The organism is Roseivivax sp. GX 12232 (assembly GCF_021272185.1).
Taxonomy (GTDB): Bacteria; Pseudomonadota; Alphaproteobacteria; order Rhodobacterales; family Rhodobacteraceae; genus Roseivivax.
Window position 1 is genome coordinate 32204 of record NZ_JAJSEC010000001.1, and the last position, 13832, is coordinate 46035.

12 protein-coding genes are annotated in these 13832 nt (G+C 69.7%); 7 read left to right on the plus strand and 5 right to left on the minus strand.

The annotated features are described in order from the left end of the window. The first annotated feature begins 69 nt into the window (after positions 1 to 69). The 4 genes from LR948_RS00145 (at position 70) to LR948_RS00160 (ending at position 3273) form a co-directional block, all read left to right on the plus strand. Complete coding sequence (locus LR948_RS00145; protein WP_232751887.1) at positions 70 to 543, plus strand: SspB family protein; 474 nt, start codon at positions 70 to 72, stop codon at positions 541 to 543. Between the two features lie 141 nt (positions 544 to 684). Beyond that, positions 685 to 2079 (plus strand): class II fumarate hydratase, encoded by a 1395-nt coding sequence (gene fumC, locus LR948_RS00150; RefSeq protein ID WP_232751888.1) that lies wholly within the window; start codon positions 685 to 687, stop codon positions 2077 to 2079. Positions 2080 to 2875: 796 nt separating this feature from the next. Continuing rightward, positions 2876 to 3049 (plus strand): DUF4169 family protein, encoded by a 174-nt coding sequence (locus LR948_RS00155; protein WP_232751889.1) that lies wholly within the window; start codon positions 2876 to 2878, stop codon positions 3047 to 3049. Next, positions 3046 to 3273, plus strand: coding sequence for a ribbon-helix-helix domain-containing protein (locus LR948_RS00160; RefSeq protein ID WP_232751890.1), 228 nt, complete (start codon positions 3046 to 3048; stop codon positions 3271 to 3273). Before LR948_RS00155 ends, LR948_RS00160 begins: the two co-directional genes overlap by 4 nt. Positions 3274 to 3499: 226 nt before the next feature. Here LR948_RS00160 and LR948_RS00165 read toward each other — a convergent pair whose 3' ends face one another. Next, on the minus strand, positions 3500 to 4207 hold the full coding sequence (locus LR948_RS00165; RefSeq protein ID WP_232751891.1) for an SIMPL domain-containing protein: 708 nt from the start codon (positions 4205 to 4207) through the stop codon (positions 3500 to 3502). 159 nt (positions 4208 to 4366) lie between these two features. On the opposite strand from LR948_RS00165, the gene LR948_RS00170 reads away from it, so the two are divergent. After that, the gene (locus LR948_RS00170) at positions 4367 to 7711 is read left to right on the plus strand and encodes a hypothetical protein (protein WP_232751892.1); all 3345 of its coding nucleotides are present in this window, start codon (positions 4367 to 4369) and stop codon (positions 7709 to 7711) included. Positions 7712 to 8188: 477 nt separating this feature from the next. Here the strand turns inward: LR948_RS00170 and hppD are convergent, their stop codons facing one another. Further along, a complete protein-coding gene (gene hppD, locus LR948_RS00175) occupies positions 8189 to 9286 on the minus strand; it encodes a 4-hydroxyphenylpyruvate dioxygenase (RefSeq protein WP_232751893.1) in 1098 nt (365 codons plus the stop codon). A 116-nt stretch (positions 9287 to 9402) separates the two neighbouring features. Between hppD and LR948_RS00180 the strand changes: the two genes are divergently transcribed. Both LR948_RS00180 and LR948_RS00185 read left to right on the plus strand, forming a co-directional pair. Next, positions 9403 to 9876 carry an Lrp/AsnC family transcriptional regulator gene (locus tag LR948_RS00180; RefSeq protein ID WP_370634839.1) on the plus strand — a complete coding sequence of 158 codons (474 nt, stop codon included), beginning with the start codon at positions 9403 to 9405 and terminating at the stop codon, positions 9874 to 9876. A 91-nt stretch (positions 9877 to 9967) separates the two neighbouring features. Next, positions 9968 to 11839: a monovalent cation:proton antiporter-2 (CPA2) family protein gene (locus LR948_RS00185; protein ID WP_232751895.1), complete on the plus strand. Its 1872-nt coding sequence runs from the start codon at positions 9968 to 9970 to the stop codon at positions 11837 to 11839. Between the two features lie 380 nt (positions 11840 to 12219). Here LR948_RS00185 and LR948_RS00190 read toward each other — a convergent pair whose 3' ends face one another. From LR948_RS00190 to LR948_RS00200, 3 genes are all read right to left on the minus strand, one after another. Then, positions 12220 to 12732: a CarD family transcriptional regulator gene (locus tag LR948_RS00190; RefSeq protein WP_232751896.1), complete on the minus strand. Its 513-nt coding sequence runs from the start codon at positions 12730 to 12732 to the stop codon at positions 12220 to 12222. Between the two features lie 281 nt (positions 12733 to 13013). Next, complete coding sequence (fdxA, locus tag LR948_RS00195) at positions 13014 to 13352, minus strand: ferredoxin FdxA (protein ID WP_232751897.1); 339 nt, start codon at positions 13350 to 13352, stop codon at positions 13014 to 13016. Between the two features lie 52 nt (positions 13353 to 13404). Beyond that, positions 13405 to 13782 carry an RNA-binding S4 domain-containing protein gene (locus tag LR948_RS00200; protein WP_232751898.1) on the minus strand — a complete coding sequence of 126 codons (378 nt, stop codon included), beginning with the start codon at positions 13780 to 13782 and terminating at the stop codon, positions 13405 to 13407. Positions 13783 to 13832: the final 50 nt, after the last annotated feature.

Consider the following 13832-nt stretch of genomic DNA (forward strand, 5'->3'; position numbering starts at 1 on the left):
CCGCCCCGCCCCCTTTTCCTCGGCTCGAAAACCAATATCATCGGGGCACAGCTTGCCGAAGGAACCCCCATGTCCCGTGGAATCGACTACGGAAACCTGATGCACGAGGCCATGCGCGGCCTGATCCAGAAGGTGCTGATCGGTGTGGCCGAGCGCGGATTGCCCGGCGACCACCATTTCTTCATCACCTTCGACACCGCGCATCCCGACGTGGAGCTGGCCGACTGGCTGTCGGACCGCTACCCCGGCGAGATGACCGTGGTCATGCAGCATTGGTTCGACGCGCTCGAGGTCACCGACGAGGGCTTCTCGGTCACGCTGAACTTCGGCGAGGCGCCGGAGCGGCTTTATATCCCCTACGACGCGATCAAGACCTTCGTGGACCCCTCGGTCGAGTTCGGGCTGAAGTTCGAATCCCCCGACGATCGCGACGACGGCGACGACGGGCCGGGCCAGGAGGCCGCCGACGAGGACGCCGAGGACGAGGCGCCCGAGGATCACAAGGACGCCGAGATCGTCAGCCTCGATTCCTTCCGGAAGTGAGCGCGAGGGGGCCGCTTGGCCGCCCCCGCCTCTCACACCACAGCCCTGCCGCCCGCACCCCGATGCCGCCCCGCTCTTGGCCTTCGCGCCTCGGGCGGCTAAAGCGCATGCGAGTGTATACCGATCGCGAAAGGATGCCCCATGAGTGAGACCCGCACCGAGACCGACAGCTTCGGCCCGCTCGACGTTCCCGCCGAGAAATACTGGGGCGCCCAGACCCAGCGCTCGATCATGAACTTCCCCATCGGCTGGGAGCGCCAGCCGGTGCCGATCATCCGCGGCCTCGGCGCGATCAAGAAGGCCTGCGCCCTGACCAACGTCGAGCTCGGCAACATGCAGGCCGAGATCGGCGAGGCCATCGCCGCCGCAGCGCAGGAGGTCATCGACGGCAAGTTCGACGACAACTTCCCGCTGGTGGTCTGGCAGACCGGCTCGGGCACCCAGTCGAACATGAACGCCAACGAGGTGATCTCGAACCGCGCGATCGAGATGCTGGGCGGCGAGAAGGGCTCGAAAAGCCCGGTGCACCCGAACGATCACTGCAACATGGGCCAGTCCTCGAACGACACCTTCCCGACCGCCATGCATGTGGGCATCGGCCTGCAGGCGCGCGACGTGCTGCTGCCGGGCCTGCGCAAGCTGCTCGCCGCGCTGGTCGCCAAGTCCGAGGATTTCGCCGAGATCATCAAGATCGGCCGCACCCACACCCAGGACGCCACGCCGCTCACGCTGGGCCAGGAGTTCTCGGGCTACGCCCACCAGGTCGCCAAGGGCATCGAGCGTGTCGAGGCCTGCCTGCCCGACATCTACGAGCTGGCCCAGGGCGGCACCGCGGTCGGCACCGGGCTCAACACCAGGAAGGGCTGGGACGCCAAGGTCGCGGCCCGCATCGCCGAGATCACCGGCCTGCCCTTCGTCACCGCGCCGAACAAGTTCGAGGCGCTGGCCGCGCATGACGCCATGGTGATGTTCTCGGGTGCGCTGAAGACCGTGGCGGCTTCGCTCTTCAAGATCGCCAACGACATCCGGCTTCTGGGCTCGGGCCCGCGCTCGGGGCTGGGCGAGCTGATCCTGCCGGAGAACGAGCCCGGCTCCTCGATCATGCCCGGCAAGGTCAACCCGACCCAGGCCGAGGCGCTGACCATGGTCTGCGCCCATGTCATGGGCAATGACGCAGCGGTGGGATTCGCGGGCTCTCAGGGGCATTTCGAGCTCAACGTCTACAACCCGATGATGAGCTACAACGTGCTGCAATCGATGCAGCTTCTGGGCGACAGCGCCGCGGCCTTCACCGACAACATGGTCGCCGGCATCGAGGCCAACGAGTCGCGGATCGGCGAGCTGATGCGCAACTCGCTGATGCTGGTCACCGCGCTGGCGCCGACGATCGGCTACGACAACGCCACCAAGGTCGCCAAGACCGCGCATAAGAACGGCACGACGCTGAAGGAAGAGGCGATCGCACTGGGCTTCGTGGACGCGGAGACCTTCGACCGCGTGGTGCGGCCCGAGGAGATGATCGGCCCGAAGGAGTGAGGGTCTGCCGGGGCCGGGTCGTTGGTGGGGTCCGGCCCCGGGTGGTTTGAGGGGGATGGCGGTGAGGTTTGCCGGGTTGCGCTTGGGGTGACGTTTGAGCGTGCGGCGGGCTTGGGGCGCGACTTGTGGCGTCTGATCTGACACCGCACGGCACGTCATTGGACACCTCCCCCGCTGCGTCCCATAGCCCACGGTCGGGAAAACCCCCAGCCTGCCCCGTTCACCGCCAGCCCCACCTCAATCGATACGCCAAACATTCGCTTCCCTCGCGCCCCTTGCGCCCGAATAGCACCGAAGGTGCCGGGCGCGCGCCGGACCGGCCCCTTGGGCCGGCGCTCTTGTGGGCGAAGCGCATAGCATGCCCCTAGTCCTGACCTTGCTGGGATAAAGCGCCTCGCTCAAAGGTCAGAAGCGCCGGCCCCCGGTCCGGTGCGCGCCCTCTGTTGTGCGGGCTGTTGGCGGGGATAGCGTCGGCGTCCGGCCCTGACCACTAAAGGTTGGGCTCTGGCCGCTAGGCGGCGGGCTCTGGCCGCTAGGCGGCGGGCACTGGCCGCTAGGGGGCGGGCACTGGCCACTAGCGGCCAGTGCTATGACCACAAGGGGTTAGGCAATGGCCGCTTGGGGTTGGGCTCTGGCCACGCGGGGTCGGACACTGACCACATCGGAGATTGCGCCCTCCGCAATCGTCACCGTCACCGCAACCCTCAGCGCCAAGCGCCAATCCCACGTCCAACCACCCCCAACCACCCTCACCACCCCTTCCGCTCCCCTGCCTGCCCGCCTAAACTCCCCGCCCATGAGCAAGGTCACCAACCTCAAGGCCGCCCGGAAGGCCCGCGCGCGGGCGGAGAAGCGGCAGCAGGGCGACGAGAACGCCCGCGCCTTCGGCCGCAGCAAGGCCGAGAAGACCCGCGAGGCGGCGGAGCGCGAGAAGGCCCGGCGCGACCTCGACGGGCACCGGCGCGAATGAGCGACCGGCCCGCGAAACGCTCGCTGACGCTGCGCGGGCACCGGACCTCGGTCTCGCTCGAGGAGGACTTCTGGCAGGAGTTCCGCGCCATCGCCCGGCGCGAGGGCAAGCCGGTCAACGCGCTGGCGGTCGAGATCGACGCCGAACGGGGTCTCGAGACCGGGCTGGCCTCGGCGATCCGGCTTTACGTGCTGCGCGACCTCAAGGGGCGGTCAGGCGGGTAAGACGCGGGGCGGAGTGCGGGAAGGGGCGAGACAGAGGGCGGGCCTGGGTCAGAATGGCCGCCCAAGCCAGCGCTGCGCGACGCTCCGGCCAACGGCCCGCAGGGCCGCAAGCCCGAAGGCCCCCTATGAACCCGCAGAGCGCTGCAAGCGCCCGGACCTCCTGCAAGGGTCTAATCTTCCCGCAAGCGCCCCAACCTCAAGCCTCGGCGCCCCACACCCCAAACACCTACTGCCGGATCTCGAACACCATCGAGACCTGCGCGCTGATCCCCGTCTCGCCGCGCGCCACCGGGACCGCGCCGTCGGCGGCCATGCGCATCTCGGCCATGGGCACCGGGCCGGGATAGCCGCCGCCCTGCTCCGAGAGCGACAAGACCCGCCCGAGCGTCACCCCCGCGGCCTCGGCGTATAGCTCGGCCCGGGCGCGGGCGTCGGCCACCGCCTCGCGGCGCGCGGCCTCGAGAAGCGGCTCGGGATCGGCCAGCCCGAAGGAGAGCCCCGAGAGCTGGTTCGCCCCGTCGCCGGTCACTGCCCCCAGAACTTCGCCCAGCCGGTCGAGATCGCGCACACGGACAGACAGCGTGTTCGAGGCCCGGAAGCCGCGGATCTCGGGCGGCCCGTCGGAGTTGCGACGGTCGCTGTAGACCGGGTTCAGCGAGAGGTTCGAGGTCTGCACGTCGCGCTCCTCGATCTCGAACCCCGCGAGCCGCTCGAGGATCCGCGCGGCGACCTCCGAGGTCTGATCCAGCGCCGCCTCGGCGCTCTCGGCCTCGGCCATGACGCCCAGCGTCACCGTCGCCATGTCGGGCACCGCGCGGGCCTCGCCCTCGCCGCTGACCGAAAGCCGGGCGACGGGCGGATCCCCCGCCTCCTGAGCCGAGAGCGGCAGGGCCAGGCAGGCCAGGGCCAGGACGGGAGCGATGAGACGGATCATGGATGCCTCCTTGCGGGCGGTGGGGTCTGCCGTCACTCTCGGGCCAAGCGCGGGGCGGCGCAAGCCGCGCCGGCGGATATCGGCGCGCCCTGGCGGAGAGGCGTGCCCCGAGACGACTGCAGACTCCCATGAGTGCCTGAGCGATGCTAAGAGTGCCCCATGAAACCTGAATTCGCCCTGAACCTGTCCTTCGACGGCATCACCCTCCTGCGCCGGGTGCGCGGCGGCTGGGCGATCCTCGGCGAGGCGGCGCTCGACGGCGACATGGCCCGCGAGATGGCCTGGCTGCGCGAGGCCGCGGCGGCGGCGCCCCATGGCACCGAGGTCAAGCTGATCCTGCCCGAGGACCAGATCAAGTTCCTCGACCGCGAGGCCGGCGGCGCGCCCGAGACCGCGGCCCGCGCGGCGCTCGAAGGCGCGACGCCCTACCCGGTCGCCGAGCTGCGCATCGACGCCGAGGAGACCGGCGGACGGCTGCATGTCGCCGCCGTGGCCGAGGAGACCCTGGCCGAGGCCGAGGCCTTCGCGCTGGAACACGGCTTCCAGCCGGTGGGCTTCGTCGCGGCCAAGGGCAACGGCTTCGGCCGCGAGGTGGTCTTCGGGCCTGCGCAGAGCTGGACCGGCAAGGCGCTGACGCCGGAGAGCGCCGGGCTGAAGATCGTGCCGATGCCGGAGGGGGTGGAGGCGTCTGGTGCGGCTACCGCCGAGGCAAAGGCAGATGCGGCGGCTGGTGTTTCTGACGTCGAGGCCGCAGCGGATGCGTCGGCTGACGCCGAAGCAGCGCCGGATGCGGCGGCTGGCGAGGCGGATGCGGCCCCATCGCAGAGCCACGCCGATGCCGCGCAGGACGATGCACTTGCCCCGGAGATACCGGAGCAGGCCCCCATCGCCGAAGCCGCCGCTTCAGAAGAATTTGAAGACACGCCCGAAGCCGCGGAAAACGATCAACCTATCGACGAGCCGGAAGCGGCGACTGGTGACGCCTTGGCGTCGGATTCTCCTGAAGACGTGCCCGAGGCAGCTCTCGCAAAGACCTCTGACGTAGAGCCGACGCCAGCCCGCCCCGTGTCCGCCGACCAGGAAAGCGCGGCGGAGCCCGAGCCCGAGGTCTCTCCCGCGCCCACGCCGGCCCCCTCAGAAGCGGAGACCAAAGCCAAGGAGGCCCCCGAGCCGGCGCAGGCCTCCTTCGCCTTCCAGAGCACCCGCAGCCGCGAGGAGGCGGGCGAGAGCCCGCGCGCGCCGCTGAGGGCCAACCCCGAGGACCGCCCCGCCGGGCGTCTCTCGCTGAGCAAGACCCCCAAGCGCAAGGCCCCGGCGGCACCGAAGAAACCCGCCGCGAAGAAAGCTTCCGAGGGCCCCGCGACGCCCGCGCCGGATCTCGAGGCGAGCCTCTCGCGCCCCGATCCCGCGCCGCCCCGGCGCTCGGAGCGCCGGTCGGACGCCACACCGCCGCTGCGCGCCGAGCGGCCCTCCGATGCGACCCCGCGCGATCCAGCGGAGCCCGGCTCCGAGGCCAAGCCCGCGCGCGCGTCCCGCGCCGCCCCGGTGCCGCCCGCGCGGCCCGGGCGGTCGGCGGAGCCCGGCCCGCAGCTCTCCAAGCCCTCGGGACAGGCCCCCGCGCCGCGCGCCGGGGCAGGCGACGACATCCCACCGGCCCCGCGCCGCTCGGGGGCTGAAGCCCAGCCGCCCCGGCCCGAGGCCCAAGCCGAGCCCCCCGTCGCGCCGCTGCGCCCCGCCGCAGCGGCACAGGGCGAAGGCCGCCGAGACACCGCGCCTCAGGCGCCGCAGCGCCCGCAAGGCCGCGCCCCCCAGGCCGAGGACCACCCCGCCGAGCGCCCACCGCTCAGCGCACGGGACCGGATCGCCGCGCTGCGCCCGGGCACCGAAGCGCCCGCGGGCACGGCGGTCGACACGCCCGCGCTTGCGGCGGGCCTCGCCGCCTTCTCGGGCTCGCGCCGCGACGACCCGGCGGAGGCGCCGGGCCCCGAGGCCGCGCAAAACCTGCCGCGCGGCACCCGCCCCGGGGTCGGCAGCTTCTTCGCCCGCAAGCCGCGCATCGACCCCGAGAAAGCCGCCGAGGAAGAGCGCATGACCGTCTTCGGCGCGCGCCGGAAGGACGGCTATGTCGGCGGCAAGCCGCGCTACCTGGGCCTGATGCTGACCTCGGCGCTGCTGGTCTTCCTCCTGGGGGTCGCGGCCTGGGCCTCGGTCTTCCTCGAGGACGGCATCGCGCGGTTCTTCCGCGAGACGCCCGAGAGCGCGGTCGCGAGCCTGACGCCTTCCGAGGACCTGCCCGCCCTGCCGCTCGAGACCAGCGCCCGGCCCGCGGCGCGGCCTGCCCCGGCGCCCGAGGCGGACCCGGTCCGCGAAGCCCGGCTCGAGACCGGGGCGGAGACCGACGCCGCCCGGAGCCCCGCGCCCGAGAGCCCCGAGACTTCCGAGGAGACCGGCGAGGAGACCGCCCCCGAGGCCCCGGCGGCCCTGCCAGAGGCGCCCGCCGAGGCCCCGCCCCGCCTGCTCTCGCCCGAGGAGGCCGAGGCCACCTATGCCGCGACCGGCATCTGGCAGCGCGCGCCGGGCGCGCCCGCCGAGATCGCGGGCGAGGAGTCGGGCGACCCCTATGTCGCCTCGATCGACCCGGAGGTGCCGCAGTTCGACGCCACCGCCCTGCCCGAGGTCGCGGCCGCGCCCGACAGCGCCCCGGCCTCGCTGCCGATCCCGGCGCCCGCGGGCACGCCCTTCGACCTCGACGATCGCGGGCTGGTGCGGGCCACCCCCGAGGGCGCGGTGAACCCCGATAGGGTGCGCATCTTCGCGGGGCTGCCGCCGGCGGTGCCGCCCCGGCGCGGCGCGGCGCTGGCGCCGCTGATGGAGGCGATCCCCGAGCGCGGCGACGGCTCGCGCCCGGCCCCGACCGAGATCTTCAACCGCGTGCAAGAAAGCAGCGGCCTGCGCCCCTCGGCCCGGCCCGAGGACCTGCAGGAACAGAACGACCGCGCCAATCTCGCGGGCTTCTCGCGGAGCGAACTGGCGGCCTTCCGGCCCGAGCTCCGCCCCGAGAACGCCAAGGACGAGTTGGAGGCCGACCGCAGCGCCACCGCCCAGGCGGTCGAGACCTCGAACCGGCCAAGCGGGCGGCCCGGCAATATCGCCGCCATCGTCGCCGCCGTGGAGGCCAGCCGCGCCGCCGCGCCCGCGCCCGCGCAAGCGCAGCAGGTCGCCCAGGCCGCGCCCCGCACCGTGGCGCCGAGCGTGCCCTCCAACACCTCGGTCAGCCGCGCGGCGACCGAGGAGAACGCGCTGAACCTGCGCCGGATCAACCTGATCGGGGTTTACGGCAACGAGTCGAACCGCCAGGCGCTGGTGCGGCTCGGCAACGGGCGCTACGTGAAGGTCGGCGTCGGAGACCGGCTCGACGGCGGGCGCGTCTCGGCCATCGGCGAGAGCCAGCTGCGCTACGTGAAGGGCGGGCGCAACATGACGCTGGAGATGCCGCGGGGGTAAGGCGGCGCGGGGCGTGGTTGGTTGAGCGCTTCTACCGGACGCACCTCCGCCAATACACCCGGCACGCCGCTCGCAACTCTTAGCCCCTAATTCTTTGCTAAAGCCTCACAGCCGCGCAAATCGCAGCCCGAGATCCAGAGTTCACAGCCCTCTGAACTGAAGCCGCCCCCGCTCCCTCTCCACCAGCCCCACCAGAGGGCGCGCGGCGGACCGGGGGCCGGCGCTGCTGACCTCTGAGCTACGCACTTTATCCCAACAAGGTCAGGGCTCGCTGTGAGCTAAGCACACCAACCCAAGGAGCGCCGGCCCATCGGGCCGGTCCGGCGCGCGCCCGGCACCTGCGGTGCTGTTCGGGCGCAAGAAGGGGGTGGTGCAAGTGAGTGCCACGCGGGGTTCCCGGTCCCGCCCCCCCAAAAAAAAGACGCGCGCCGGAGGATCGGGCGCGCGCCAGTCAATTCTGCCTGTTCGTTCTTCGGATCAGCTGGTCTCTTCCAGCTCCCCATTGGCAATCTGTTCGGCCTCGATCGACTCGAAGAGCGCCTTGAAGTTGCCCTCGCCGAAGCCGTCGTCGCCCTTGCGTTCGATGAACTCGAAGAAGATCGGCCCGATCACCGTCTTCGAGAAGATCTGCAGCAGGATCTTGGTCTCGCCGCCGTCGACCACGCCCTCGCCGTCGATCAGGATGCCGTGTTTCTTCATCCGCTCGACCGGCTCGTCATGGCCCGCCACCCGCTCGAAGCTCAGGTCGTAATAGGTGTCCGGCGGGCCGGGCATGAACTTCACGCCCTTCTCGGCGATGGCATCGGTCGCCGCGTAGATGTCCTTGGCGCCGACGGCGATGTGCTGGATGCCCTCGCCGTTGTACTTCTCGAGATAGGCCACGATCTGGCCCTTCTCGCCGCGGTCCTCGTTGATCGGGATGCGGATCCGGCCGCAGGGCGAGGTCAGCGCGCGGCTGTAAAGGCCGGTGAACTTGCCCTCGATGTCGAAGAAGCGGATCTCGCGAAAGTTGAACAGGTCCCCGTAGAAGCGGAACCAGGTGTCCATGTTGCCCTTGTAGACGTTGTGGGTCAGGTGATCGAGATACCAGAAGCCCACGCCCTCGGGCTTGGAGGTGGCGATCCAGTCGAAGTCCTCGTTGTAGGGCGAGGTGTCGAAATACTGGTCGGTGAAATAGATCAGGCTGCCGCCGATGCCCTTGATCGCGGGCCAGTCGACGGTCTTGTCGTCACCCTCGTAGGGCTCGGCGCCCAGCTTCACCGCATGTTCGAAGGCGTGCTGGGCATCGACCACGCGCCAGGCCATGGAGGGCGCGCAGGGGCCGTGCTCCTCGACGAAGCGGGCGGCGAAACTGCCGGGCTCGGCGTTCAGCACATAGGTGATGTCGCCCTGTTGCCAGAGCTCGACCGCCTTGCTCTTATGGGTGGCGACATGGGCATAACCCATGCGGGCGAAGAGGTCGCGCAGCACCTGCGGCTCGGGATGGGCAAATTCGACGAACTCGAAGCCATCCGTGCCGGCGGGGTTCTCGGGGGTGATCTTCGCCTGCGGGGCGTCGTGGGGAAACGGACCCATGATTCCTCTCCTGTCTGACTTTCCCCCAGTCTAGACTTGCGCCCATGCGGATGTTGCGCGAATGTCGGCATGTTCACCGTAAAATCCGCACCAGTTCCGCAGGTTTCCCCATGGTCATGCAAAAACCCCGCATATCGCTGGATGAGACCGACCTGCGGCTCCTGGCCGCGCTGCAGCGCGACGCGCATCTCACCGCCGAGGCCCTGGGCGAGGAGCTGAACCTCTCGGCGAGCCAGGCAGGGCGGCGGCGCCAGCGGCTCGAGAAATCCGGCGCCATCCACGGCTATACCGCGCGGCTCGACCCCGAGGGGCTGGGGCTGGCGGTGCAGGCCTTCATCCAGGTCAGCCTCGAAAGCCACGGGCCCGAACAGGCCCAGGGCTTCGCCCGGCTGATCGCCACCCGGCCCGAGGTGGTCTCGGCCTGGACGCTGACCGGCGAGGCCGACTACCTCCTGCGGGCCTATACGACCGACCTGCGCGCGCTGCACCGGCTGATCCACGAGGTGCTCCTGTCGCATGCTACCGTGGCGCGGGTGCAGAGCCAGATCGTCATGGACCAGCTCAAGGCGGATGCAGCCCTGCCGCTCTGAGCCCTGGCGCAGGGGGTCCGCGCGCCTCCGCCCATTGCGCCCCGCGCCCCAGGCGGCACTATAGACCGGACCCCGAAGGGAGCCTCCGCCGATGGACACATTCCTGCTTCAGGCCTCGATCTACCTTCTCGCGGCGGTGATCGCCGTGCCCATCGCCTCGCGGCTGGGGCTGGGCTCGGTGCTGGGCTACCTCGCCGCGGGGCTGGTGATCGGCCCGATCCTGGGGCTGGTGCACGAGACCGAGGACATCCAGCATTTCGCCGAGTTCGGCGTGGTGATGATGCTCTTCCTGATCGGGCTCGAGCTGGAACCCCGCGCGCTTTGGGACATGCGCACCAAGCTCATCGGCCTCGGCGGGCTGCAGGTCGGGCTGACCACCGCGGCGGTGACGGCGGCGGCCATGGCCATGGGGCTGGCCTGGCAGCCGGCGCTGGCGGTGGGGCTGATCTTCTCGCTCTCCTCGACGGCCATCGTGCTGCAGACCCTGACCGAGAAACGGCTGATCCAGACCGGCGGCGGGCGCTCGATCTTCTCGGTGCTCCTGACCCAGGACATCGCGGTGATCCCGATGCTGGTGCTCTTGCCGCTCCTGGCCCTGCCCCAGCACGCGAGCCTCTCGCCCGACGGCTCGATCGAGCGCGACCATGGCGAGCACGGGGCCCATGCCACCATGAGCCTCGTCGAGGGGCTGCCGGGCTGGGGCGTGGCGCTGGTCACGCTGGGCGCCATCGCGGCGATCATCCTCGCCGGGATCTACCTGATCGGCCCGCTCTTCCGCTTCATCCACCAGGCCCGCCTGCGCGAGATGTACACCGCCTTCGCGCTCCTGATCGTGCTGGGCATCGCCTTCCTGATGATCCTCGTGGGCCTGTCGCCGGCGCTCGGCACCTTCCTCGCCGGGGTGGTGCTGGCCAACTCGGAGTTCCGCCACGAGCTCGAATCGGACATCGAACCCTTCAAGGGGCTGCTCCTGGGGCTGTTCTTCATCACCGTCGGTGCGGGCATCAGCTTCACCACCTTCTTCGCCGAGCCTTTCCTGATCCTCGGGCTGACGCTGGGGATGATGACCCTGAAGGGGCTGATCCTCTACGGGCTGGCGCGGATCTTCGGGCTCCGGCATTCGGACAACGCGCTCTTCACCATGGGGCTCGCGCAGGCGGGCGAGTTCGGCTTCGTGCTGGTGAGCTTCTCGCTGCAGCAGGACGTGCTGACCGGCGCCCTGGGCGAGCGCATCCTGCTGGTCATCGCGCTTTCGATGCTGTTCACGCCGCTGGTCTTCCTGGCCTACGAGGCGATTTCGAAGCGTTTCGCGCCGACCTCGGACCGGCCCGAGGACGACGAGATCGACGAGACCGCGCCGGTGATCATCGCGGGCATCGGGCGCTTCGGGCAGATCGTGAACCGGCTCCTGCAAAGCTCGGGCTTCCAGACCGTGGTGATCGACCACGACATGGAGACGATCCAGCTCATGCGGCGCTTCGGCTTCAAGGGCTATTTCGGCGACCCGACGCGGCCCGAGCTTCTGCATGCGGCGGGGCTGCACAAGGCGCGGGTGCTTTGCGTTGCGCTCGACGATCCCAAGGCCACCAACACGCTGGTGGCCTATGCCCGGCAGGCGCGCGGGGAGGATCTGCACATCGTCGCTCGCGCGCGGGACCGGACGCATGTCTACGAGCTTTACCAGGCCGGGGCCGACGACATCGTGCGCGAGACCTTCGACAGTTCGATCCGCGCCGGGCGCTACGTGCTCGAGAACATCGGGCTGACAGAATACGAGGCCTCGCAGGCCGAGCGGACCTTCTTCGACCACGACCGGATGACGGTGCGGGAGCTGGCGAAGCTCTGGAAGCCGGGGGTGCGGGCGGTCGACAACCCCGAATACGTGGCCCGCGCGCAGGAGCTGGAGAAGGAGCTGGAGACGGCGCTGTTCTCGGCGCTGGAGCGCAAGGAGGACGCGGCGTGAGGGGCGACGGTCGGCGGGCCGCCTGCCCGGCTGGCGGGCTGGGGCGTTAGGCGGGAGGTGGCAGCGGGGCTGTTGAGGAGGCGTTCAGCGGATGCCGCGGGCAGCTTGGCTTTTCAATGCCCTGACAAGACCGGCATTTGCTCCGGGTTCGGCTCCGAGGCGGGAGCTGACTCGCGCCAGTCTCTCCCGAGCAACTGACCGGCCGCAGGCCTCCCCCGCGCCTGACAGGCCGCCGTCTACGCTCCGGCACCCGACCTCCCCCTGGCCTCGCTCGCCGCACCTGACCGGCCTTCGGCCTCCCCCTCGCCCCCTATCTCCGCCCATGGAAAAGGCCGCGCCCCTCGGGGACGCGGCCAATTCCTTGCGGGACCGTTGCCGGCTCAGGCGGCGCGGGAGACCAGCACCTCGTCGACCTGCTTGGCCGCCGCGATCTCGTCGCCGCCGGAGACCGCCGCCACCTCGCGGGTGAGCCGCTCGAGCGCGGCTTCATAAAGCTGCCGCTCGGAGTAGCTCTGCTCGCGCTGATCGTCGGCGCGGTGCAGGTCGCGCACCACCTCGGCGATGGCGATCAGGTCGCCGGAGTTGATCTTCTGCTCGTATTCCTGGGCGCGGCGCGACCACATGGCCTTCTTCACCTTGGCCTTGCCCTGGAGGGTCTTCATCGCCTGGCTGACCACGTCGGGCGAGGACAGGGTCCGCATGCCCACCTCCGTCGCCTTGTGGGTCGGCACGCGCAGAGTCATCTTGTCCTTCTCGAAGGAGATCACGAACAGCTCCATCGTGATGCCGGCAATCTCTTGCTCTTCGATCGACATGATCTGCCCCACACCATGCGCCGGGTAGACGACGTAATCGTTCGGACGGAATTCGGACGACTGTTTGGTCTTGGTCATTAGGGTTCCTCAGGCAGCTTGAACGCTGAACCTTCCAGACGAAAAAAGTGCCCGGATACCTTGGGGGATCCGTTCACTTGGTTCGATCAAGAAAATTACCAGCGGGGCGCAGACCCCGCGACCTGGTATGGTTGCAGCGTTCTCATTTGTAACGAGAATATAGCACAATTCCGGGGCGCTGAACAGCGCAAGCGGTAGATCGCGCTAACCCCAGTGTATCAAGGGGTTACGCCTCGTCCTTCAGGTGCGCACGGCGCCCGGGGGCGCCGGCTCGAATCGCGTCAGCCGCCTTCGCCGGGCTTCTCCGAGAAGTATTTCTCGAGCTTGCCCTCTTCGCCGTCGCGCTCTTCGGCCTCGGGCAGAGGGTCCTTCTTGGTGATGATCACCGGCCAGAGCTCGGAGTATTTCCGGTTGAACTCGACCCACTTCTCGGCTTCCGGCTCGGTGTCGGGCCGGATCGCATCGGCGGGGCATTCGGGTTCGCAGACACCGCAGTCGATGCATTCATCGGGGTGAATCACCAGCATGTTCTCGCCTTCGTAGAAGCAGTCGACCGGACAGACCTCGACGCAGTCGGTATACTTGCAGGCGATGCAGGCGTCATTGACGATATAGGTCATGTTCGAGAGGTCCGTAAGCTGATCCGAGGGTTGGCTAGACCAAGCGCCGGGATCATTCAAGAACCTCACGGCGGGTTTGATCGAGCTGGCGTCTTTCCTTCTTGGTCGGGCGACCGCTGCCTTCATACTTCGGCACATGCGGCGTTGCACTGCGGTCTTTTGGCCGCGGCGGGTCGAGATCGTCGTAAAGCGTCCGCGCCTCCGAGGCCGGCCCGCGCCGCGCCCCGGGCGCAAGCACCCGGATCACCCGGATCTCATGCGCCTGCGGGAAGGTCAGCACGTCCCCCGGCCCCACCGCGAAGGCGGGCTTGGAGATCGGCTGCGCGTTCACCCGCACGCGGCCCGAGGCCACGACCTTGGCCGACAGGCTGCGGGTCTTGAAGAACCGCGCCTGCCAGAGCCATTTGTCGATGCGGATCCTGTCGCTCATCTCTGGACCTGCCATGCCGCGCGGGCGGTGGGCCCGCCGCGCGCAGTTCT

What these genes read in the sequence shown, in the direction of transcription:
- LR948_RS00145 (WP_232751887.1), top strand. Translation starts at nt 70, where the DNA reads ATGTCCCGTGGAATCGACTACGGAAACCTGATGCACGAGGCCATGCGC.
- fumC (WP_232751888.1), top strand. Translation starts at nt 685, where the DNA reads ATGAGTGAGACCCGCACCGAGACCGACAGCTTCGGCCCGCTCGACGTT.
- LR948_RS00155 (WP_232751889.1), top strand. Translation starts at nt 2,876, where the DNA reads ATGAGCAAGGTCACCAACCTCAAGGCCGCCCGGAAGGCCCGCGCGCGG.
- LR948_RS00160 (WP_232751890.1), top strand. Translation starts at nt 3,046, where the DNA reads ATGAGCGACCGGCCCGCGAAACGCTCGCTGACGCTGCGCGGGCACCGG.
- LR948_RS00165 (WP_232751891.1), bottom strand. Translation starts at nt 4,207, where the DNA reads ATGATCCGTCTCATCGCTCCCGTCCTGGCCCTGGCCTGCCTGGCCCTG.
- LR948_RS00170 (WP_232751892.1), top strand. Translation starts at nt 4,367, where the DNA reads ATGAAACCTGAATTCGCCCTGAACCTGTCCTTCGACGGCATCACCCTC.
- hppD (WP_232751893.1), bottom strand. Translation starts at nt 9,286, where the DNA reads ATGGGTCCGTTTCCCCACGACGCCCCGCAGGCGAAGATCACCCCCGAG.
- LR948_RS00180 (WP_370634839.1), top strand. Translation starts at nt 9,403, where the DNA reads ATGCAAAAACCCCGCATATCGCTGGATGAGACCGACCTGCGGCTCCTG.
- LR948_RS00185 (WP_232751895.1), top strand. Translation starts at nt 9,968, where the DNA reads ATGGACACATTCCTGCTTCAGGCCTCGATCTACCTTCTCGCGGCGGTG.
- LR948_RS00190 (WP_232751896.1), bottom strand. Translation starts at nt 12,732, where the DNA reads ATGACCAAGACCAAACAGTCGTCCGAATTCCGTCCGAACGATTACGTC.
- fdxA (WP_232751897.1), bottom strand. Translation starts at nt 13,352, where the DNA reads ATGACCTATATCGTCAATGACGCCTGCATCGCCTGCAAGTATACCGAC.
- LR948_RS00200 (WP_232751898.1), bottom strand. Translation starts at nt 13,782, where the DNA reads ATGAGCGACAGGATCCGCATCGACAAATGGCTCTGGCAGGCGCGGTTC.